The following is a 20,281-nucleotide window of genomic DNA, read 5'->3' as shown; positions in this document are numbered from 1 at the left end:
TCAACTCACCTTTTCCAATCGTCGAAAACGACGCAACACGTTGCGCTGTTCCCCTTTGGTGATCTTGTCTTCCAAAGCCAGGATGCCCTGAATGAGGCCTTCCGGTCTGGGAGGGCATCCCGGAATGTGAATGTCCACAGGCACGATGAGGTCCGCTCCGGGAACAATGGCATATTGGCCCTCATAGGCAAAGGGGCCGCCGGAAATGGCGCAGTTGCCCATAGCAATGCACCATTTGGGGTTGGGCATCTGGTCCCACAACATCTGAATGGCCGGAGCCATCTTCTTGGAAATGGTCCCGGCGACGATCATCACGTCCGACTGGCGCGGCGACGGCCGAAACACCCCCGCGCCGAACCGATCCAAATCGAACCGTGCCGCCCCCGTCGCCATCATCTCAATGGCGCAACACGCCAGCCCAAAGGTCATGGGCCAGAGGGAATTGGCCCGGGCCAGATTGAGAAGGTCGTCCAGCAGGGCGAACTGGATTACCGGCTCTGTTCTTTGACTTTCCACTCAAAAACTCCTTTTCGCCACGCGTAGACAATCGCCAAGGACAGAATGCCCAAAAAGAGGACCACTTCGATGAAATCCCGAAAGGCATACTGCCCATAAGCCAGCGCCACTGGAAACAAATAGAGAACATCCACGTCAAAGGCCAAAAAAATCAGAGCGTAGATGTAATAGGCGGCCGTAAACTGAATCCAGGCGCTTCCGATGGTCTCCATACCGCTTTCGTACGTCTCGTCGCGTCGACGCCCCATGCTGCGCGGCACGATCAAGTGCGAAAGGATAATGGGAATCACCGCGAAGACCACCCCCACCACGAGGTAAAAGGCGACGGCCAGAAAGTCTTGAACCAGGGCTTGCGGCACCATAAAACGTCCTCTTATTCGATGTAGATGGCTTTGAACTTGCAAGTCTCAATACAAACGCCGCACCGAACGCACACTTCTTCGTCGATCACATGGCATTCCTTAATGACGCCGATAATGGCGTTTTCCGGGCAGCGCCGCCGGCATGCGCCGCAGCCCGTGCACTTGTCCGTATCGATCATGTACTGAATCAGAGGTTTGCAGATCTTGGCCGGGCACTTCTTGTCGTAGACGTGGGCTTCGTATTCTTCGCGAAAATACCGCAGCGTGCTGAGCACCGGGTTTGGAGCGCTCTTGCCCAAACCGCACAGAGCCGTTTCTTGAATGGCGTGGCAAAGCTCTTCTAGTTTCGTCAGGTGCTCCGGGGTGGCGCGCCCCTCGCACATGTCCACCACCAACTCATGCATGCGCTTGACGCCCACGCGACACGGAATGCATTTTCCGCAGGATTCCTCCACAAGAAAATTCAAAAAATACCGAGCCACATCCACCATGCAGGTGACTTCGTCCATGACGATCATACCGCCCGAACCCATCATGGATCCGGCTTCCTTGAGCTTTTCAAAGTCCACCGGAAGATCGATGAGCCGTTCCGGCACGCAGCCTCCGGAAGGGCCACCCGTCTGCACCGCCTTGAACTTGCGTCCTCCCGGAATGCCCCCGCCAATGTCCTCGATGATGGTGCGCAGCGGCGTCCCCATGGCCACTTCCACAAGGCCCGTGTTGTTAATTTTGCCGACCAGAGAAAAAATCTTTGTGCCCTTGCTGCGCTCCGTGCCAATGGAAGCGAACCACGCGCCGCCGTTGTTGATGATGAGCGGCACATTGGCCCAGGTCTCCACATTGTTGAGGTTGCTCGGCCGATTCCACAGGCCCTTTTCCACAGTATGAATGTGCTTGCCACGAGGCTCCCCAATCTTGCCCTCCAACGACGCCATGAGCGCCGTGGATTCGCCGCAGATGAAAGCTCCAGCGCCCCGGTTTACGTGAATGTCCAAACTGAAATCGGTTCCAAGAATCCCGTCGCCCAACAGGCCGTACTCCTTAGCCTGCTCAATGGCCCACAAGGCGTTTTCCACCGCCATGGGATATTCAAACCGCACGTAGACGTAGCCCTCCTTGGCCCCAATGGCGTAGCCCCCAATGATCATGCCCTCCAGCACTTGGTGGGGGTTGCCTTCCAAAAGCGAGCGGTCCATGTAGGCACCGGGATCCCCTTCATCGGCATTACACATAACGTATTTGATATCCCCATGAGCTCGCCGGCAGGACTCCCACTTGACTCCCGTGGGAAAGCCGCCGCCCCCTCGGCCGCGAAGCCCGGAAATCTTCACTTCCTCGATGACCTGCTCCGGGGTCATGGAAGAAAGCACTTTGGCCAGGGCCGAATAGCCGCCCCGGGAAATATAGTCTTCAATGTCCCGCACGTAGTTGCTGCCGGTGTCTCTGAAGACGAGGCGCTGCTGCTTGGCAAAAAAGGGAATCTCATACTCATGGACGATGCGATTCCCCGTGGTCGGATCCACATAGAGAAGATCCTCAATGACCTCATCGCCCAGCACGCTGCGCTCCACAATCTCTGCCACCCGCTCCGGCTTGACCCGCTGGTAAAAAACTTCCTCGGGCTCAATGACCACAATAGGCCCCGCCGCGCAAAAGCCGTTGCACCCCGTGGGCACCACCATGTACTCGCGCGCAACGTTTCTTTCCGACAACACCTTTTCAAAAGCATCCACCAGTTTATGACTTCCCTGGGAATGACACCCTGTGCCGTTGCACACGCGAATCCGCTTGCGAATGTGTTTGCGCTTTTCCAGAATCTGCTGCCGCAACGCGTCCAGATCTTGAATGCTTGTGAGCCGCTTCATGGTTTGTCACCTACGCGCTCTTGGCCTTGATCTCTTTGATCAGCGAGGCCATCTTGTTCGGGGTCATTTCACTGTGGGTTTCCCCACTGATGACCACCACGGGTGCCGACGCACACGCCCCCACACAATTGACCGTCTCCAAAGTCAGGGCCAAATCTTCCGTGGTCTGCCCCGGGTCCAAACCCAAATCCTGCCGCACACGATCCAACAGCTTGGGCGCGCCTTTCACGTGGCAAGCCGTTCCCGTGCACACCTGCACCATGGTGCGGCCACGGGGCATTAGGCTAAACACCTTGAAAAAATTGGCCACACTGTAAATTTGGTTTATGGGCATGCGTAACCGCTCGGAAATCCTCTGTAGGCTCTCCTTCGGCAGATAGTTGAACTTATGGTTCACATCCAACATGATCTGCAAAAGGGATTCCGGCTTGGCACCCCACTGATCAATGACCGCATCCACGTCCTGAAGCATCTGTTCCATACAGGAAAGCCTCCACACATCGTTGCGCCGGGGCCAATCCAGGCGGGACTATCGAACACAACCCCATAAAGCATGTGATTTTTTGCTCAACATATCTTTCAGGTCAAGGAGAAAGTTGTGCGTTTGTTAACACCCTCACGCACGCCGGCTCGAGTCGTCCTCTTGCCCTCGAACCACATTGAGCGGAAAAGCGAACACGGAGCCTCGCCCTTTCTCGCTGTCCACCGTCAAAGTGCCGCCGTGAGCCCGCACCACCTTTTGGGCGATGGTCAGGCCCAGGCCCGTTCCTTGTTGTGCGCGAATCTCTCGATCCTTGCCGCGATAAAACTGGTTAAAAATAAAAGGAATTTCCTTGGCATCGATCCCCACGCCCGTATCCTCCACCTCGACCAGAACACAGGACCCTTGTGAGTGAGCTCGAATGGTCACGGATCCTCCGGGGCGGTTGTAGTTGATGGCATTGGCCACCAGGTTGCTCAGGGCTTCTCGCAGCGAGTCGGTGTCGGCAAGCACGGGAGGAAGGTCTGCAGGAAGGTCCACCTGAAAAGTGATTTTTTTTTCCTGAGCCGCCCATTCCAAACCCTTGAGTGCCGCGTCCACACAGGGAGCCAGATTCGTCGGTTGGAGTCGTTTTACGATGTCACCTTCGCTCAGGCGGCTCATGTCCAGCCAGTCGTTGATGAGCTGCATGAGGGATTCAAGGCGTTCTTTGGCGCGATCGAGCATTTCCCGTTGGGCGTGGTCCAAGTCGCCTCCAATGCCCTCGAGAAGCACCTCGAAATATTGTAAAATGGCCGCCAGGGGTGAGCGCAACTGATGCGTGACCATGGTGACGAAATTGCGCTCCATCGCTTCCTTTTCTTCCCGAAGCGCTCGCGATTCCAGATCCAGGCGCCGCTTTTCCAGTCCTCGGCGCACCACAATGAGCAGTTCTTCGGGCGTGAAGGGCTTAGGCAGGTAGTCATAGGCCCCTTCCTTGACGGCCGCCACGGCGCTTTCGATGGTGGCATGGCCCGTGATGAGCACCGTGACGATACTGGGGTCCAATTCGCGAATGCGTCGCACCACTTCGACCCCGTCCATTTCGGGCATCTTGAGGTCCACCAGGACGAGATCGCAGGGCTCATTTAGAAGTTTTTCCAAGCCTTCGCGGCCGCTGGAGGCCAGGCTCACCTGCATGCCCTCTCGAGCCAACACGCGACGGCACGAGACGCGGGCGTTTTCCTCATCATCGATGACCAGAATCTTTGGAACATCCACAGGCACGCGCCTTTATGAATTGTCTTCGATGCGCCGAGAAATGATCATGGTCCTTTCGCGAGGCGGCTCGTGGCGCCACGACGCCCGCTGCCATCTTTCGTCCCACCGGCTGCGCGCTCGCGTTGACCCCACCTCTTGACCACGGTGCGGACGCAAACTCTCTGTGGACGACATTGGCTCTCTTTTGAAACTCATGAAGACCGACGCCGTGCCAAAAGATCCGCTACCCGATCCAGAAGCTCTTTGGGCTTGAAGGGCTTGTCCAGATACTCGTCGGGTTCGGACAGGGTCCCCATGTCTTCCGCATCATCAAAGGCAAACCGGGAGCCCGTATCCGCCCGAACGCTGGACACCATCAGAATGGGAATGTGTTTAAAAGCCGACAGGTTCGGGTCCGAGCGCACGCTGCTCATTAGGCTGAAGCCTTCGAAAATGCTTTCCATCATAATGTCCAAGATAATCAGATCTGGCTTTTCCTCTTGAACCTTACGAAGACCTTCCTTGCCATCCGAAGCCACAACCACCTCGTAGCCGTCGGCCAGCAAGATCATCTTCGTCGACTTGGCAAAATCCGCGTCATCATCCACAATCAGAATCTTTGCCTTGGTCGCCATGAGCTCTTCCTCCAGCCTTTCAGGCCTCTCGCGTCGGGAAGGGTGGCACACGCACATGTGAAATGTTTTCCTAAGCTACCGGAACCCCCCTTGTGTGTCAACGGAATATGGGCTAGCCTAAAGCGGTTGCGCCTTTCGGGCCGTCGGCTTCCAGGTCAAAAGAGGTAGAAGAAGTCTTCCTCCAGATCGAAGCGCAGCCTCTTGAGCATCAGGGCCACATCCTTGGTCTTGCCGTCTCGCGTCATGAAGTAGTCTTCCAGGGTGGCCTTGACTTCAAAACCCAACTGGCGAAAGGCTCGCAGGGCCAGTTGGTTTTCTACAAGTACTTTGGCCTTAAGGAAGTACAGGCCTTGGCGCGTGCCGATTTCGATGAGTTCTTTGATGAGCGACGAACCCAGGCCCAACTGACGATGGTCGGCACCCACCACCACGTAGATTTCGGCCACGTGCCTGTAGGCGCCGGCCATGCGGTTGAGCGAGGCGAGGCCGATGAGGCGGGTTTGAAGACCGTTCCAGGCGGCCAGAGGAAGGACGCGAGCCAAATCGAGCTGGCGAATCCAGGTCCCCACGGTGCGGGGATCCGGCACCTGGTCGCGAAAGCCTTCCACTTCATGGTCAGGTATATCGTGAAAAAAAGCGCGCACCGCTTCTTCGTCGTCTCGAACCAGCGCTTTAAAAAGGACCGGCTCCCCGTTGTTGAGAAGGCTTTCCCTGGGCTTTGGGGCTTCAAAGCGCGTCATCTTTTGCATCCTCCGGCCTCGTTGCGGGAAAATGTTCTGTGCCGCTCATGCTGCCAAAGGTCTTGTGCGCATCCAGTATCCTTTACTGGAAATCGTCGTGGCGCACAAGGTTTAAGCCGACTCGGACCACGATCTTTTCAACCCCCTGAATCCGATCTTTATCAAGAAAGTCCGGAGTCCCTTGCGGGAGCGCGGCATTGACGACGGAAAAAAGGAGCCGACACGGTTTTTCGGGACAACCCTTTGGACGATCCTTTTTGAATGGAGGAGGCCATGAACATTGGTTTCATCGGTGGCGGCAACATGGGGGAAGCTCTCATACGGGGTGTGATTCAGGCTGGCGTCGTTTCTTCCGATCGCATTCAGGTCTACGATGTGGCTGCCGAGCGCATGGATTTTCTTGCCCAGACGTTCGGAATTCTTCGAGCCGCCTCCCTTTCCCAATGTGTGCGAGCGTGCGATACGGTCGTTCTAGCGATCAAGCCCCAAAATGTGCCGGAAGTGCTCGAGCAGATGGGGCTTGCGGCAACCCATCGTCCTCTACTGATCAGCATCGTGGCCGGCATTCCTCTCTCGCGACTGGAAGCCGCTTTGCCCTCGGGAACTCCCGTGATTCGTGTCATGCCCAACACGCCGGCTCTTGTCCTTTCGGGGGCCAGCGCCTTGGCGCGGGGTCGGCATGCTGAAGACGTCCACATGGCATCGGCCCTCAAAATTTTTCGCGCCGTCGGTATCGCCCACGAAGTGCCGGAAAAGCTTCTCGATGCGGTCACGGGTCTTACGGGAAGCGGCCCAGCCTACGTGCTCTGTTTTCTGGAAGCCTTGATCGACGCGGGGGTGCTCATGGGACTGCCCCGCCCTATTGCGGCGGATCTCGTCATTCAAACGGTGCTCGGCACGGCACTCATGGTTCAAAAGACCGGAAAACATCCGGCCATCTTGAAAGACATGGTCACGTCCCCAGGTGGAACCACCATTCATGGATTGGAGATTTTGGAATCGCGAGCGTTTCGAGGGGCCGTTTTAGGCGCCGTGCGGGCGGCCACGGAACGGTCCACAGCTCTGGGGCTTGCCCAGAGCGCGCCCAAACCTGGCGCGGCGGCCTAGCAACATGTCCCAAGGTGTTTTTGCGGCTCAATCCTATGCCGAAGACTTATGAGCCCGTCACTTCAAAAACAAGAGAAGGCCACGGACGTTTGTTGCGGGCATCCTTTTGGTGCGTGAGTCACTTCCGGCCAAGCAAAAAGCCATAAACTATGGACAATGAAAATCCCCGCTGTCGCAGTAAATTCGAGAACACCAAGGAGGCGGTATGAATGCGTTTCTGAATCCGGCATCGGTCTTGCTCGTGGGCGTGACGCGCCAAACAGGGGTCGGCGCGTACAACAACCTGGAAGTGATGCGCCGGTACGGCTACAAGGGCCCCATTTTTGTGGTCCATCCTTCGGCTAAGGAAATCCTCGGCCATCCTTGTTACGGCTCGGTCTCTCATGTGCCGCAGGTGCCCGAATTGGCCGTGGTGTCGGTGGGTCGAGACCGCGTGCTGCCGGTGGTCAGAGACTGCCTTCACAAGGGTATCCGGAACCTTGTGATCATCAGCCAGGGGTTTGCCGATGCCGACGACACGGGACGGGCTCTTCAGGAAGAATTAGTCCGGCTGAGCCGTCAAGGCGGGGCCCGAGTGCTCGGGCCCAACACCATGGGGATTCTCAACGCCTTTGACGGCTTTAGCACAGCGTTCATCGACATTCCTCGAGACCCCTGCCCTCCGCCTCTGACCCTTGTGGCCCAATCGGGCGTGCTTCAAGTCGGCATTGAATCCTTCACCGGGCGGCTCGGCAAGGCCATCGACATCGGCAACGGCTGCGATATTCACTTCGTGGACGCACTGCAGTACTGTGCTCAAGATCCGCAGACAGAAATCATTGTGCTCCACATGGAAGGTATGCGGAATGGTCGCCGTTTTCTGGACATCGCCGCATCCATCAGCGCTCATAAACCCATCATCGTGCTGAAAACGGGTCGAAGCCAGGCGGGCGCTCGAGCGGCCCTGTCGCACACGGGATCTCTTGTGGGAGAAGACGCCGTTTTTGATGCGGCGTTTCAGAAGGCGGGTCTTCTTCGCGTGCGCAGCATGGTGGAATTAAGGGCCGTGGCTAAGGCATTTTTACATTTTCGCCCCATGGCCGGACCCAACCTGGCCGTGCTCACCGCCACGGGCGCCTGCGGCATCATGAGTGCTGATGCCTGTGAAGACTTCGGGCTACAGCTCGCTCCCTTTCCCGAAGAGGCTCGAGAAGGTCTTGAAAATCCCAAAATTCCTTGGCATCGCTTGGGCAATCCCGTGGACCTGTGGCCCTTGGGTATGGTGGGCGGCTCCTTTCCGCACGTGCTGGAAAAGGCCGCCACGGCCCTTGTGGCGCGACAGGACACCCATGCCACTCTCGCCATCTTTCCGCGCATGTCTTCACCTTTGCACGACAATTTGCGGTTCGAGGACGTTCTGCGCCGCGTGCAAGAAAAAAACGTGTCCCAAAAACCTTTGGCCTGCTGGGTTTACGGGGATGGTGCAGAGGAAGAATCGCGTGTTCTGGACCGCATTCCCGGGGTGGCCTGTTTTCCGAGCTTAGATGAGGCCGTCATGGGCCTTGCGGCCACGTACCGATTTGCCCAATGGCGCCAAAAAATGGCCATCAAGGCGTCGGCCCCTGAACCACCGAAAGTGTCGACCGCCCACGGCTCCACAACACCACGCACGCAGGGCCATGAGGAACTGGGGCCTGCCATGGGCAAGAACCTTGAAGACAGAATCACCGGTCCCAATGGCGTGGTTTTGGGCGATGAGGCCTTGGGATGGCTTGCCCGTTTTGGCATTTCCACGGTGCCGTCCACGGTGGTCACAAACGCCGACGGTGCCGTGCGCTGGGCCAAAGAAAACGGATTTCCCGTGGTGCTCAAGGTGGTTTCTCCACAATGGGTGCACAAATCCGACGCCGGCGGAGTTATGACGGACCTCGGCGATGCCGAGGCCGTACGCCGTGCCTTTGAAAAGCTCCTGGAACGTTTTCGAGCCACCACGCCGCAAGGGCACCTGGACGGCATTCAAGTGCAAAAGCAGATCAGCGGATGGGAAATGCTTCTCGGCCTGAAGCGCGATCCGCAATTTGGCCCCCTTGTGGTCGTGGGCCAGGGTGGCCTTTACGCCGAGGTCTTCAAGGACGTTCAGCGCGCTCTGGCCCCCGTCTCGGCCGATGAGGCCCGGTTGATGATCAGCTCTTTGCGACTGTTTCCGGTGCTTCAAGGCGTGCGAGGGCGGCCTCCCGCGGACCTGAAAGCTCTTGTGAATGCTGTGGTGCGTCTTTCGGACCTGGCATGGCATCATGAGGAAATCCAGGAACTGGACATCAATCCTCTGTTCGTTAGCGACAAGGGTTGCTGGGCCGTGGACTGTCGTATGGTGATCGAGTAGGATTGTCGTTGAACCCAAAGGCACACGATCGTAAACAATGACCAGGCGATGGGAGGCTTCCGCGTTGACGAGTGGGAAAGCCCTGAAGTTTGTTTTAAAGCTATGCGAAGGAGCACGGGTCCATGGTGGAAGTTTCCGAATTGGCACAAAGCCCTTTTCTTGCGGACATTCCGGAATCGGACATTCAACAGCTTGCCCAGATCGCCATCCTTTCCAATTTTCATGAAGGAACCGTCCTTTTTCAAGCGAAACAGCCGGCACGGTCTCTTTTTATTCTGAAATCCGGTGCAGTCCTTCTGTGTTTTCCTAGCGGCCGAGCGTTGGTGGTGCGCCAAACCGGGCAAGCTCTGGGATGGTCCAGCCTGGTCAGCCCTTTGCACTACACGGCCACGGGCATCTGTTTGGCGGATTCGGTGTTTTATGAGTTCCGAAATGCCGAACTCTTTGATCTGTTTCGCATGAATACGCCTCTAGCTTCCCGAATCATGGCCAAGATCGAAGCAGTCATGCAGGAAAGAAAACCGTATCGGCGACGAAAAGCAGCCTGAAAGGGGAGGTTATGCGGGGACTGTCGGCCATTACCGCCGCCAATGGATGGATGACGACCCTTGCGGGACTGAGCATTGTGTTCGTGGGGCTGTGTGTTTTGGCTGTCTTTCTCACGTACCTGGTCAGTCTTCTGGCGTGGTGGGACAAGTTGGTAGAGCGGCTGAAAACACCGCGGCACCGTCCGGAAATTCAGGCGCCACAGGTCACGGCGGCTGCGCCTTCTGGAGAGGCTGCGGCACCGGCCTCTTTGCCCAAAGAAATCGTCTTGGGACCCGAAGCCTTGGAAGCCTACCACGCCTTTAAGCTTCTCACCCAACGGGAGGGCCAGGCGTTCTCCCTATCCAAACTCATCGAGCAAGCGGAAAAGCGAGGTCTTCCCCGACCTCACTATCATTTGAACCAGTTCTTGCTTCAGGGCCTCATCGAGGAACTCTCGGGGGAAGATCAGGGATTTTACCGGTGGGCCTCATCTCTTGTGGTCCGCTCCGAAGAAACAATCCACGCTTCGACGTAAGGACCTCGCTTCAACCCTCACAACGCGCTCAAAAAAAGAGAAAGGAACGCGACGCATGGAGACGATCCTGCACTTTCTCGCCAACACCGGCTTTGGGCTTGTGGACTATCGACACGTTCTCATGATCCTTGTGGGCTGTGTGTTTATCTACCTGGGCATTGCCAAACACTATGAGCCCCTCTTGCTGGTCCCCATCGGCTTTGGCATTCTCATGGGGAACGTCCCGGTGTTCAAGGGATTCGGCTTGGGTATCTATGAATCCGGCAGCGTGCTCCATTACCTCTACTTTGGGGTCCGTCAAGGCCTTTATCCTCCTCTCATCTTTCTGGGCATCGGCGCCATGACCGACTTTTCCACCATGCTGGCCAGGCCAATCCTCATGCTGCTGGGCGCTGCCGCGCAAATGGGCATTTTCATCACGTTTCTTGCGGCGCTGGCTTTGGGGTTTCCGGTAAAGGAAGCAGCTTCCATTGGCATCATCGGGGGCGCGGACGGTCCAACCGCGATCTTTCTGACTTCCAAACTGGCTCCGGAATTGGTCGGGCCCATCGCCATCGCCGCCTATTCTTACATGGCCCTTGTGCCGGTCATTCAACCGCCCATCATGAAGTTGTTGACGACCCGAAAGGAACGCCTGATCCGCATGAGTGAGCCTCGAACGGTGAGCAAGCGGGAAAAAATCATCTTTCCCGTCGTCGGCTTTCTCCTCTGCTGTTTTCTCGCTCCGGCCGCTTTGCCTCTCCTGGGCATGCTTTTCTTTGGAAACCTTCTCAAAGAAAGCATGGTCGCCGAGAGGCTCGCCCATACCGCTCGCACAGCGCTCATCGACATCGTGACCATTTTACTCGGTGTGACCGTCGGCGCCTCCACCCAGGCCGATGTGTTTTTGACGGCAAAATCCGTGGGCATTTTTGTTCTTGGCGCAGCCTCTTTCATGGTTGCCACGGCCTCGGGTGTTCTCTTTGCCAAAATCATGAACCTCTTTCTCAAGGACAAGATCAATCCGCTGGTGGGCGCAGCGGGCGTGTCGGCTGTCCCCGATTCCGCCCGAGTCGTGCAAATGATCGGGAACAGGGAAGACCCTACCAATTTCCTTTTGATGCACGCCATGGCTCCAAACATCTCCGGGGTGATCGGTTCGGCCATTTCCGCGGGTATCCTCTGGTCTCTTTTCGTCTAGGCCTATTCATCGTGAAGGCCATACACACACAGGGAGGCTGAGCCATTTTGTTTTGATCGAAGAATGGGTGTCCTCGCCCGCCGTGGCCATCCATCCTGAAGAAACCATGCCAAAAGCGGTGAACCTAAAGAAAGACAGAGGCATTCGTCTTATGCCCGTTCTCAAGCAGGGACGGCTTTCGGCGCCATCGCCGACACGGACACCAAAGGGGCATCACCCTTCGGTGCGACGCTGCTCGAAATTCATGAACTGCTCTACCCGCTGGCCCGGATCACAGTTCAGGGCATCGTGAATAAGAACCTTGTCACGATTTCTGAAAATTTCACGGTGGAAGAAACCACAGAAAGGATTCTGGAATACGACATTTTCGGGGGGTACTGTGGTGGATGAGGCGGGCAACGTGGTGCGCGTCATCCCGCGAACCGACATCCTTAAGGTGCTCATTTCCCTATGCGGCCTGCGGCCTCGAGGGATCCAGTTCGCCTGTGAGATCCAAGACTGCCCTGGGTCCGTCAACAAGGAACTGGCAGATGTCCTTTGAGCCGCTGGCGGCCGCATGGCCAGCATTCTCAGTTCTTACGACCGAGCCCCTGCCGGCAATCGTCTTGTCTCCATTCGAGCTTTCAGGAAATTTACTTCCAGACACCAGAAGCTTCGCCGAATGGGCGGCGAAAAACCAAGGGGCGCGCCGCAAACAAAGCGGCCCCTTGGATCAACGACATGGATACTCGGCGCACGTCTAAAGCCCGAGAAAAGCCTCTTTAACCCTTTCGTCTTCGAGCAGCTCGCGGCCGTTGCCTTCCATGACAAGCCGGCCGTTTTCCAGCACATAAGCACGGTCGCACAAGGCCAAGGTCTGCTTGACGTTCTGTTCCACCATGAGAATCGTCATGCCCTTGCGGTGAATTTCCTGAACGAGACGAAAGATTTCTTGTGTCAGCCTCGGGGCAAGCCCAAGAGACGGTTCATCAAACAGAACCATGCGCGGCAGGGACATGAGGCCTCGTGCAATCGCGCACATCTGTTGCTCACCGCCGGATAAGGTCCCTGCAAGCTGCGCGGTGCGTTCCCTGAGTCGAGGGAACAGCTCAAAGACCCACTCCAGGGTTTCCTTGCGCTTGGCCTTCGCTTCACGGCTCAAAGCGCCCATTTCCAGATTTTCCAAAACGGTCATCTCGGGAAAGAGCTGGCGGCCTTCCGGAACGTGTGACAAACCGAATCGGATCACTTCGTACGGCTGCAGCCGGTCCAAGCGCACATTTTCGAAACGAATCGTGCCGCGTTTCGGCCGAATCAAGCCGGAAATGGTTTTCATGAGGGTGGATTTTCCCGCGCCGTTGGAACCCACCAAGGCCACAAATTCATTGGCCTTCACATGGAAAGTAACGTCCCACAGGACCTGAACATCGCCGTAAGCGACGTCTAATTGCTCCACCTGCAGCATGCCCGTTAATCCTTTCCGAGATACGCTTCGATCACCGCGGGGTCATTGGCCACCTCCTCGGGGCGGCCTTCAGCAATGCGCTGTCCATAATTGATACACAGAATGCGGTCGCACAGGCTCATGATCACCCGCATGATATGCTCCACGATGATGATGGTGATGCCTGAGTCTCGAATTTTGCGGATCAATTTCACCCCATCGGCCTGCTCCTGAGGTGTCAAGCCCGCCATGGTCTCATCGAGAAGCAGCAACTTGGGCTCGGTGGCCAAAGCGCGAGCAATTTCTAAGCGCTTGCGATCTCCAAGGGGCAGCCCTTTGGCGGAAGCGTCCTTTCTATCGATGAGGCCGCAAAATTCTAAGATCTCCAAGGCCTTTTCCCGACTCTTTGTCAACGAGTCCGTGTGGTTAAAGGCCGCCGTCATGACATTTTCCAAAACCGTCATGCGGCGAAGCGGCTTGACCACCTGAAAGGTCCGTGCAATGCCGAGCTTGCAGATTTTCCACGTGGGCAACCCGTTCAAGGACGTCCCTTGAAACCGAATCTGCCCCGAGGTGATGGGATAATAGCCGTTGATGAGATTGAACACCGTGGTCTTGCCCGAACCGTTGGGCCCGATCAGCCCAAAGATTTCGCCTTCCTGAACATGAAAGCTCAGGTTATTGACGGCTCGAAGACCGCCAAAGTCCTTAGTGAGCTCCTGGGATTCAAAAAATGGTGTGCTCATGAACCCTTTCCTACGACCCCCGGCGCGGATGGGCCTTTTGACGACCACAATCGTCGAATCTTGTCCCAATCGCCGACAATCCCGTTGGCCAAGTAAAGAATCACGAAAATGACCAGCAACCCGAACGCCAACACATGAAGTTCACTGACCCAGCGTGGCGCTAGGCCAAAGAAGGCACTGCGAAAAGTTTCCTGCAAAAGCACCATGATGAAGGCGCCAAGAGGCGGCCCCCACAGGGTGCCCACCCCCCCGATGATCCCGACCAGAATGGCCATGATGGAGATGTGGTGAAGAGAAAAAACCACTTCGGGGTCGATGAACGCCATGTAATTCATGTAAAAGGCCCCCGCCAGTCCGGTAAAAAAAGAACTGATGATCAAGGAGAGGCTCTTGTACCGAAAGGCATTGACGCCCATGGATTCCGCCGCGTCCTCATCCTCCCGAATGGCGACAAAGTAATAGCCCCACTTGGATCGCATGACCACGTGAATGGCCAGCAGGCACATAAGGGCGATAAAAAGGGCGAGGTAGTAGTAGGGAAGTTTGCTGCGAAAGGTTTGCATGAGCAAAATCCCCTGCATGCCTCCGGTGAAGCTGACCCACACCACGGCAATCAACCGAATGATCTCACCGACGGCAATGGTGGCCAGCGCAAAATAAGGCCCTCGCAGCCGAAAACAAATCCAGCCGATGACAAAGCCTATGAGCGAGGCCACGGGCCCGCCGAAGATCATGCCCCACCAGGCGGAGACGCCTAATTTATACGAGCACAACCCCGCCGTATAAGCACCGATGCCGAAAAAAATGGCATGCCCGAAGGACACCTGCCCTGTGTACCCGGCCAATAGGTTCCAGGACGACCCGATGACTACCCAGATCAAGGCCAAAATGATCACGTGCTGGTAATACTCCGATCGGACAAGGAGGGGAAAGACAAGGGACGCCGCCACAACCGCAGCGACCTGCCACCGCATGAGCTTCATGGTGCCTCCGTGCTTTTCAAATCTTGGTCAAACGCTTCAATCCGCCAGGCAAAAAGATGAGCACCAGCAGAAAGATTACCATGCCTACGGCATCTTTGAGGGCCATGGACACATAAGTTGCCCCCAGCGACTCTGAAATTCCCAAAACCACCCCCCCGACGATAGCTCCCACGGTACTGCCCAGTCCGCCCAAAATGGTGATGACAAAGGCTTTAAGTGTAAAGGCTCCCCCCAAATCCGGAAAAAGGTAATAAATGGGAAGAAGCAACGTGCCGGCGGCGGCCACTAACGCTGCCCCTAGTCCGTAGGTGAAAACGGTGATCCTCTCCGCGTTGATCCCAAGGAGCAACGCCGCTTCTTTATTCTGAGCCGTAGCGCGAACGGATTTGCCCATGTCCGTCTTGAGCAGGAAAACAAAAAGACCAATGGTCAGCAACACGGCAATCCCAAAGGCGATGCACATGGGCAGGTTGAATGCAATGGAGCCCAGATAGAGTGACATGGAGGTGTAGGCCGGGCGCACGGATTTGTAATCGGAATGGAAGATCAGGCGCGCAATCTCCGTCAGCACCATGCCGATTCCCACGGTCATCAGCACCTGGTTTTCGGGAAGAATGGCTTCCACTCTAATCAATGGGTTCAAAAGAAAGCGCTGAATGAGTGCACCCAGGACGAATAAGGCCGGCATGGTCACCAGCAATGCCACATAGGGATCCAGATGCGCATATTCATAAAGCACATAGGTGATGTACATGGCCACCATCATGAGCTGGCCGTGGGCCAGATTGATGATTTTCATCACGCCCATGATGAGCGTCATCCCTATGCCGACAAGTGCGTAAATTCCCCCTATCAGGATTCCGGCGACCACGGTTTGCACAAACACACCCATAGGGTCTTATCCTTGCTGGCTGAGCTGTTTTAAAGATGACTGTGCTGCGCCCACACGCGATCCTAGCGAAAGCGGCAGCCTAAACCGTCCGTCAAGGGCTGCCGCTTGCGGGGGGATGTCGCGTGGTCTAAAGGATTCTCGGACAAACGCATGCCGAGGTGTGTGACGAGATCTAGGCCTTTACTTCCACTCGGCTTCCCAGTCGATGGGATAAACATACGGTTTGCTGGCCAAGTCCGTGGGCCAAACCAGTTCCAATTGGCCATCAATCCATTGGACCAGGTAGGTGGGCAAACGATTCTGGTTGGTTTTCTTACCATAAGAAACAAACTTCACAGGGCCGAAAACCGTCATCAGATCGGTTTCCGACAGAGCTTGGCGAATGTCATCGGCACTCATGGATTTGGCTCTTTTTAGAACATCGGCAATGACATACGCCGCTGCATAGGCTTCGGCACCGTGGTATTCCGTAGGCTTATTATAGGCAGCCACGAACTTGTTATAATAATCCATGGCGCCGGGGTAGTTAAGCGTCTGGTACCAGAGGGTCGCCGAAAAGACCTTTTCCGCCGCTTTGCCGGCATTCTTCGGGAATTCAGGCAAGGTAAAACCGGCGGCTCCACCCACGAAAACCTTGGGTTGAATACGCAGCTCCATGGACTGGCGCATGAGCAGCGCGGCGTCCATCACATAGGAGATCATGTAAATGAGGTCAGGATTCTTGTTTTTAACTTTGACCAAAATGGGCTTGAAGTCCACTCCTCCGTGCTCGTAGCCTTCCTCAAGAACCACTTGAATACCTAGCCGTTCACAAATTTTTCTGAATTTAGCGGATCCCGAACTGCCGAAGTTGGTGTTCTCATAAAGGATGGCGGCGGTTTTCGGTTTCACCACTTCGGTGAGAAAGGATTCCAAACCCTTGGGATATTCGCTCACTGGTGGGTTCAACCGAAAGATGTATTCCCAATTTTGCTCGGTAATTTTGTCATCCGCTCCCGTGTTGACCAAGAAGGGAACGCGATTCTGCTGCGCCACACCGGCAATGGCAAAAGTTTCGGAACTGCCGTATCCTCCGCCCAGCATGAGCACCTTATCTTTGTTGATGAGTTTCTCCGCGGCCGAACGGGCCACTTCCGGGCGTCCCGTGTCGTCTTCGTAAAGAAATTCCAGCTTTTTGCCGTTAATACCTCCCGCATCGTTGATTTCCTTCAGAGCCATATCAAAGGAAAGCTTTTCGATCTCGCCGAACTTGGCCTTTGCCCCTGTCAGGGGAAGAATGATGCCCACGCGAAGCGCTTCCTCACCCCTAACGGGAACCACCCCCATCGCCCATACAAAACTTAGACACAGCGCCGCCACCAATAGCTTTTTCATGGTGCTTCCTCCCCTTTAGCCTTACCTTTTGTGATTCTTCAACCTTTTGCCAAGGATAAAAGCCCACATTCTGGAAATCAGGCCGCTAAATGAGTCACAATCCGTCAGGTGCCGGGCTAAGTGCCGAAAATGACAGGGGGGGATTGACGTAAACCACACTCATGAGAAGGAGTTTGTGCAGCCAGAGCGATCAGGAGCCTTCCCCCAGACTTCCACGGTTGAGAGTATCGGCCACAGGTTTGTTTGTCAAGCTTTTCACGAAGTCCCTGGCTTCTTTGCAAAATTTCAGTAAAAAATCGTGCGGCATCGGTGGTACGGGCGCCGGCGAAAAAGGTCCAGCTGACCCAGCGACCAGAGCCAGTGGTCCACATGGACACTGGTGATACGGCGATGCCCACGACGATGAAAAGCGTCTTTAAGTTTCTCGACGGCCACCAGCGTCATGGCACGAATTTCAATTTCCTCCCGACATCCCGAAGCAAGGAGCGCCTGATCGTCGATCTGTTGGGCCAAGTCGTCGCGGTATTGAAGGATTTCTAGCTCGCGAAGCACCTGGGGCAGTTTGTAGTCGGCAAAGGCCGTCAGGCGATCCATGTCCAGGAATCGGCCCGGCCCTTGTCCCTCAAACGCTGCGTGCAGATCGGCTGCAAAGATCTGAGCCCTTTTCCAAAAATAGACGGTCTGCCCGTCCACGAAAAAGTGGTCTCGAAAACTTGGGAAATCTTCCACCAACCGCGCCGCCAGTCGGCAGGCCGATCCCTGGGCCCACGCAATGAGGTGCATGACGTCCCCGCGCCACTTTTCCACGAGCACCCGTCCGGCCTCTCGAAGATTGTCCAGCCGAGCGCGCAACAAAGGGATTCGCCCGCGACCAGCAAGAATGCCTTCCAAATCTTTTAAAGTTAAGGATTGCAGATACCGAGCGTTCGTCAGAGGCGTTCCTTCCTCGTAAGCCTTTTTCAAGGCTGCCGCCAAGCCGCAGTAACCCGAATACCAGGTGCCGTCCATCTCCACTTCCCACAAGGGGTCGCCGGGGTCGGGCCAGAAACAGTGGTTGAGCACGTCCAGAACAAAAATCCAGCGGGCCGTCTCTTCCGTCCCATCCCAATAGTGAAAGGGCTGCTTCCATGACGGGACCTTTTGCACAAGATGTCCCCAGGTTTCGACAGCGGAATCCACCGCGTCGTGGTTCAAAAAGACAAACTTAGCGCGCGCCGCCAGCCAGGCAGCGGAGCCTAAAACAGGAAACTCAAACACCTTAGCTCTCCCTCTTTCTCTCTCGCAACGCACATTCCCTTCTTAGGACATCCCGGCCGACCAGAGGGCAACGCAAATGGGGAAACTCGTTTTCGCCGTTTTGGGTTTCCCGATATCAAAACTCAGAGACCCTCAGGCGGCCAAAGAGTCGCATGGGTGCCAAGCTGCTTCAATCCGGTTCGAAAACGGCCGTTGTCGAAGCATGAGGAGCCGCAAAAACCGATCGCGCCTTGCGGCGTTTTACCAAAACCCAAAGGAAATCGCATGATCGAATCAGCCCCTGCGGTCTCTATGAAATGCTAGAGGGTGACCTCTCTGGCATAAATCAAGATGTGACCCCCATGGCTTTTTCTTCCAGCCATTTTAACAGAAAATCGCGGTCGTTTTTGGCAGGATCCCTGAGCACCAGCTGAAACGCTTGGTTCAAAATGTGACCGACTTCGGGGCCTTGAGGCGTCCCGGTCACCTGCATCACGTCCCGGCCGTTGATGGCAAGCGCCTTGGGGCTCAAGGCCGGTTTCTCGTCTAAAATCCGTCGAATGCGAGCTCGAAGCCTCTCCACGCCATTGAGAGCCTCACTTGGCACGCCGTGGGCCAGCCGGTCCGCTCGCATAAGCTCCAGCAAATCGTCCACCAGAGGCAGCCCGACCCTGCGAATCAGCCGCCGCACCGCCGCGTCTTTCCAGGCGTCGGTATCATGCACCATGTGGTTTTCCACCAAAAGAACCACGTCGTCGGTCAATTTTTTGGAAGTGAGCCAGCGCTCCAGAATGTCCCGAGCCATGAGGGCGCTTTGTTTTTCATGACCATAAAAACGATAGGTGCCGCCAACCTTTGCGCGCACGCGCGGCTTGCCAATATCGTGCAAAAGGGCCGCCAAGCGCACGCGCAGCTGCGCTGGGCTATGATGAACACACAGGAGCGTGTGCCGGTAGATGTCGTAGCGATGATAACTGTTTTGTTTTTTTCTCCAACCTTCCAGCAACTCTGGAAGGAAAACCGCCATCAGGCCTGAACGGCGGCATAAGTCCAAGCCTTCCATGACGTGAGGTCCCAAAAGAAGCTTCCAGAATTCGTCCCGTATTCTTTCGACGGCCACGTGGCGCAACCAAGGTGCCGCATCGCGCATCGCTGCCCGCGTTTTGCGACTCACTTGAAAGCCGTATCGACTCACCAGACGGGCCGCTCGAAGGGGGCGCAGGGGATCTTCCCGGAATCGTTCCAGCGGATTTACCACGCCTCGAAGCCTTCGCGCTTTCAGATCCTTCAAGCCGCCAAAGGGGTCCAAAAGGGTGCCGTCGGGATAGGAGACGGCCAAGGCGTTAATGGTCAAATCTCGCCGTTCCAAATCTTTGTCAATGCCCCCGTGGCCATTGAGCGCCCATGAGGTGATTTCCACCATCCCGTCCGGTGTGACAACATGAGCGGTGCCGTGTCGCAACCCGAAAGTCACCACGCGATAAGGGGGACTGAGGATCGTGAGAATGTCCTGTGTGGGAGCGTTGGTGGAAAAATCCCAGTCGGCGGGAGGTACGCCCAGCACGTGGTCCCGTACCGCGCCCCCCACAAGCCACACGGCGTAGCCCGCCTGTCGCAGGCGTTCGGCCACACCGGCCACGGCATCGGGCATCTGCTCAAAAATACGGGGTATGTTCTCCATGTGCTTCAAAATTTCCTTGATCTCGGTTTTTTTTGCCTATATTAGATAGCGTGTCGGCGATGCTCAAGCGAAGTCAACATGAAGGAGAAGGCCGTGGACGCCATTCGCGTAATGGAAGAAGCCAACCGCATCATCGAAGATTTTCCATTGCACCAGTATGTTCTGTATGTCATGCTCTTTCTGTTGGAAATCGCCATCGCTTTTTGGATCGCTTTGAGTTTGTAAAATCGCGTGAGCGCCTCGAAGGCTTTTCCGCCGAAAAGACGCCGTAAACAAGGAATGCAACCTATGCAGCAAAGCCTATTGCGCCAACTTAGCCTGTTGTTGCTTAGCGGCGGGGCCCAGGTGGGGGAACCCTTCGTCTTCCGTGTGCGCCGAAGGTGACGCAGCGCATAG

Annotated in this window: 21 protein-coding genes; 6 read left to right on the top strand and 15 right to left on the bottom strand. The window is 56.0% G+C overall.

Translation table 11 applies throughout. The features are described 5' to 3' along the window. The 7 genes from EDC27_RS07495 to EDC27_RS07465 form a co-directional block, all read right to left on the bottom strand. Complete coding sequence (locus EDC27_RS07495; RefSeq protein WP_123289984.1) at positions 1-516, bottom strand: NADH-quinone oxidoreductase subunit B; 516 nt, start codon at positions 514-516, stop codon at positions 1-3. Further along, entirely contained in the window at positions 489-878 is a 390-nt protein-coding gene (locus EDC27_RS07490; RefSeq protein ID WP_123289983.1) for an NADH-quinone oxidoreductase subunit A, read from the bottom strand. Before EDC27_RS07490 ends, EDC27_RS07495 begins: the two co-directional genes overlap by 28 nt. Positions 879-889: 11 nt before the next feature. After that, positions 890-2,743, bottom strand: a complete 1,854-nt coding sequence (locus EDC27_RS07485) for an NADH-quinone oxidoreductase subunit NuoF (RefSeq protein ID WP_123289982.1) — start codon at positions 2,741-2,743, stop codon at positions 890-892. Positions 2,744-2,753: 10 nt separating this feature from the next. Then, complete coding sequence (locus tag EDC27_RS07480) at positions 2,754-3,224, bottom strand: NADH-quinone oxidoreductase subunit NuoE family protein (RefSeq protein WP_211334814.1); 471 nt, start codon at positions 3,222-3,224, stop codon at positions 2,754-2,756. A gap of 135 nt (positions 3,225-3,359) precedes the next feature. Continuing rightward, positions 3,360-4,484 (bottom strand): ATP-binding response regulator, encoded by a 1,125-nt coding sequence (locus EDC27_RS07475; protein ID WP_170161677.1) that lies wholly within the window; start codon positions 4,482-4,484, stop codon positions 3,360-3,362. A gap of 191 nt (positions 4,485-4,675) precedes the next feature. Further along, positions 4,676-5,098: a response regulator transcription factor gene (locus tag EDC27_RS07470; protein WP_170161676.1), complete on the bottom strand. Its 423-nt coding sequence runs from the start codon at positions 5,096-5,098 to the stop codon at positions 4,676-4,678. A 155-nt stretch (positions 5,099-5,253) separates the two neighbouring features. Further along, positions 5,254-5,838 carry a GNAT family N-acetyltransferase gene (locus EDC27_RS07465; RefSeq protein ID WP_170161675.1) on the bottom strand — a complete coding sequence of 195 codons (585 nt, stop codon included), beginning with the start codon at positions 5,836-5,838 and terminating at the stop codon, positions 5,254-5,256. A 273-nt stretch (positions 5,839-6,111) separates the two neighbouring features. Here EDC27_RS07465 and proC point away from each other — a divergent pair, with 273 nt between their 5' ends. The 5 genes from proC to EDC27_RS07440 all read left to right on the top strand — a co-directional run bounded on the left by proC (position 6,112) and on the right by EDC27_RS07440 (position 11,550). Next, positions 6,112-6,945, top strand: a complete 834-nt coding sequence (gene proC, locus EDC27_RS07460; RefSeq protein ID WP_245994332.1) for a pyrroline-5-carboxylate reductase — start codon at positions 6,112-6,114, stop codon at positions 6,943-6,945. A 205-nt stretch (positions 6,946-7,150) separates the two neighbouring features. Continuing rightward, positions 7,151-9,307, top strand: coding sequence for an acetate--CoA ligase family protein (locus tag EDC27_RS07455; RefSeq protein ID WP_123289977.1), 2,157 nt, complete (start codon positions 7,151-7,153; stop codon positions 9,305-9,307). Between the two features lie 122 nt (positions 9,308-9,429). Next, the gene (locus EDC27_RS07450) at positions 9,430-9,855 is read left to right on the top strand and encodes a Crp/Fnr family transcriptional regulator (RefSeq protein WP_123289976.1); all 426 of its coding nucleotides are present in this window, start codon (positions 9,430-9,432) and stop codon (positions 9,853-9,855) included. 11 nt (positions 9,856-9,866) lie between these two features. After that, the gene (locus EDC27_RS07445; RefSeq protein ID WP_123289975.1) at positions 9,867-10,370 is read left to right on the top strand and encodes a hypothetical protein; all 504 of its coding nucleotides are present in this window, start codon (positions 9,867-9,869) and stop codon (positions 10,368-10,370) included. Between the two features lie 55 nt (positions 10,371-10,425). After that, a complete protein-coding gene (locus EDC27_RS07440; protein WP_123289974.1) occupies positions 10,426-11,550 on the top strand; it encodes a sodium ion-translocating decarboxylase subunit beta in 1,125 nt (374 codons plus the stop codon). Positions 11,551-11,763: 213 nt separating this feature from the next. On the opposite strand, the gene EDC27_RS15795 is transcribed toward EDC27_RS07440, so the two are convergent. The 8 genes from EDC27_RS15795 to EDC27_RS07400 form a co-directional block, all read right to left on the bottom strand. Next, complete coding sequence (locus tag EDC27_RS15795) at positions 11,764-11,964, bottom strand: hypothetical protein (protein WP_148045707.1); 201 nt, start codon at positions 11,962-11,964, stop codon at positions 11,764-11,766. A 325-nt stretch (positions 11,965-12,289) separates the two neighbouring features. Continuing rightward, the gene (locus EDC27_RS07430) at positions 12,290-12,994 is read right to left on the bottom strand and encodes an ABC transporter ATP-binding protein (protein WP_123289972.1); all 705 of its coding nucleotides are present in this window, start codon (positions 12,992-12,994) and stop codon (positions 12,290-12,292) included. Between the two features lie 5 nt (positions 12,995-12,999). Continuing rightward, a complete protein-coding gene (locus tag EDC27_RS07425; protein WP_123289971.1) occupies positions 13,000-13,719 on the bottom strand; it encodes an ABC transporter ATP-binding protein in 720 nt (239 codons plus the stop codon). After that, entirely contained in the window at positions 13,716-14,702 is a 987-nt protein-coding gene (locus EDC27_RS07420; RefSeq protein ID WP_211334813.1) for a branched-chain amino acid ABC transporter permease, read from the bottom strand. The genes EDC27_RS07425 and EDC27_RS07420 overlap by 4 nt, the downstream gene beginning before the upstream one ends. Positions 14,703-14,718: 16 nt before the next feature. After that, entirely contained in the window at positions 14,719-15,594 is an 876-nt protein-coding gene (locus tag EDC27_RS07415) for a branched-chain amino acid ABC transporter permease (RefSeq protein ID WP_123289970.1), read from the bottom strand. A gap of 180 nt (positions 15,595-15,774) precedes the next feature. After that, the gene (locus tag EDC27_RS07410; protein ID WP_123289969.1) at positions 15,775-16,968 is read right to left on the bottom strand and encodes an ABC transporter substrate-binding protein; all 1,194 of its coding nucleotides are present in this window, start codon (positions 16,966-16,968) and stop codon (positions 15,775-15,777) included. 285 nt (positions 16,969-17,253) lie between these two features. Beyond that, positions 17,254-18,225 carry a queuosine 5'-phosphate N-glycosylase/hydrolase gene (locus EDC27_RS07405; RefSeq protein WP_170161674.1) on the bottom strand — a complete coding sequence of 324 codons (972 nt, stop codon included), beginning with the start codon at positions 18,223-18,225 and terminating at the stop codon, positions 17,254-17,256. A 325-nt stretch (positions 18,226-18,550) separates the two neighbouring features. Then, on the bottom strand, positions 18,551-19,885 hold the full coding sequence (locus tag EDC27_RS07400; RefSeq protein WP_123289967.1) for a CCA tRNA nucleotidyltransferase: 1,335 nt from the start codon (positions 19,883-19,885) through the stop codon (positions 18,551-18,553). 93 nt (positions 19,886-19,978) lie between these two features. Here EDC27_RS07400 and EDC27_RS16755 point away from each other — a divergent pair, with 93 nt between their 5' ends. Next, positions 19,979-20,110: a hypothetical protein gene (locus EDC27_RS16755; protein ID WP_281273129.1), complete on the top strand. Its 132-nt coding sequence runs from the start codon at positions 19,979-19,981 to the stop codon at positions 20,108-20,110. The last annotated feature ends 171 nt before the right edge of the window (positions 20,111-20,281 follow it).

The sequence above is a fragment of the Desulfosoma caldarium genome (assembly GCF_003751385.1).
GTDB lineage: Bacteria > Desulfobacterota > Syntrophobacteria > Syntrophobacterales > DSM-9756 > Desulfosoma > Desulfosoma caldarium.
This window is presented reverse-complemented; position numbering and strand designations above follow the sequence as displayed.

What these genes read in the sequence shown, in the direction of transcription:
- EDC27_RS07410 (WP_123289969.1), bottom strand. Translation starts at nt 16,968, where the DNA reads ATGAAAAAGCTATTGGTGGCGGCGCTGTGTCTAAGTTTTGTATGGGCG.
- EDC27_RS07465 (WP_170161675.1), bottom strand. Translation starts at nt 5,838, where the DNA reads ATGACGCGCTTTGAAGCCCCAAAGCCCAGGGAAAGCCTTCTCAACAAC.
- EDC27_RS07420 (WP_211334813.1), bottom strand. Translation starts at nt 14,702, where the DNA reads ATGAAGCTCATGCGGTGGCAGGTCGCTGCGGTTGTGGCGGCGTCCCTT.
- EDC27_RS07455 (WP_123289977.1), top strand. Translation starts at nt 7,151, where the DNA reads ATGAATGCGTTTCTGAATCCGGCATCGGTCTTGCTCGTGGGCGTGACG.
- EDC27_RS07445 (WP_123289975.1), top strand. Translation starts at nt 9,867, where the DNA reads ATGCGGGGACTGTCGGCCATTACCGCCGCCAATGGATGGATGACGACC.
- EDC27_RS07470 (WP_170161676.1), bottom strand. Translation starts at nt 5,098, where the DNA reads ATGGCGACCAAGGCAAAGATTCTGATTGTGGATGATGACGCGGATTTT.
- EDC27_RS07415 (WP_123289970.1), bottom strand. Translation starts at nt 15,594, where the DNA reads ATGGGTGTGTTTGTGCAAACCGTGGTCGCCGGAATCCTGATAGGGGGA.
- EDC27_RS07450 (WP_123289976.1), top strand. Translation starts at nt 9,430, where the DNA reads ATGGTGGAAGTTTCCGAATTGGCACAAAGCCCTTTTCTTGCGGACATT.
- EDC27_RS07430 (WP_123289972.1), bottom strand. Translation starts at nt 12,994, where the DNA reads ATGCTGCAGGTGGAGCAATTAGACGTCGCTTACGGCGATGTTCAGGTC.
- EDC27_RS07480 (WP_211334814.1), bottom strand. Translation starts at nt 3,224, where the DNA reads ATGGAACAGATGCTTCAGGACGTGGATGCGGTCATTGATCAGTGGGGT.
- EDC27_RS07400 (WP_123289967.1), bottom strand. Translation starts at nt 19,885, where the DNA reads ATGGAGAACATACCCCGTATTTTTGAGCAGATGCCCGATGCCGTGGCC.
- EDC27_RS07425 (WP_123289971.1), bottom strand. Translation starts at nt 13,719, where the DNA reads ATGAGCACACCATTTTTTGAATCCCAGGAGCTCACTAAGGACTTTGGC.
- EDC27_RS07490 (WP_123289983.1), bottom strand. Translation starts at nt 878, where the DNA reads ATGGTGCCGCAAGCCCTGGTTCAAGACTTTCTGGCCGTCGCCTTTTAC.
- EDC27_RS15795 (WP_148045707.1), bottom strand. Translation starts at nt 11,964, where the DNA reads ATGACGCGCACCACGTTGCCCGCCTCATCCACCACAGTACCCCCCGAA.
- proC (WP_245994332.1), top strand. Translation starts at nt 6,112, where the DNA reads ATGAACATTGGTTTCATCGGTGGCGGCAACATGGGGGAAGCTCTCATA.
- EDC27_RS07485 (WP_123289982.1), bottom strand. Translation starts at nt 2,743, where the DNA reads ATGAAGCGGCTCACAAGCATTCAAGATCTGGACGCGTTGCGGCAGCAG.
- EDC27_RS07440 (WP_123289974.1), top strand. Translation starts at nt 10,426, where the DNA reads ATGGAGACGATCCTGCACTTTCTCGCCAACACCGGCTTTGGGCTTGTG.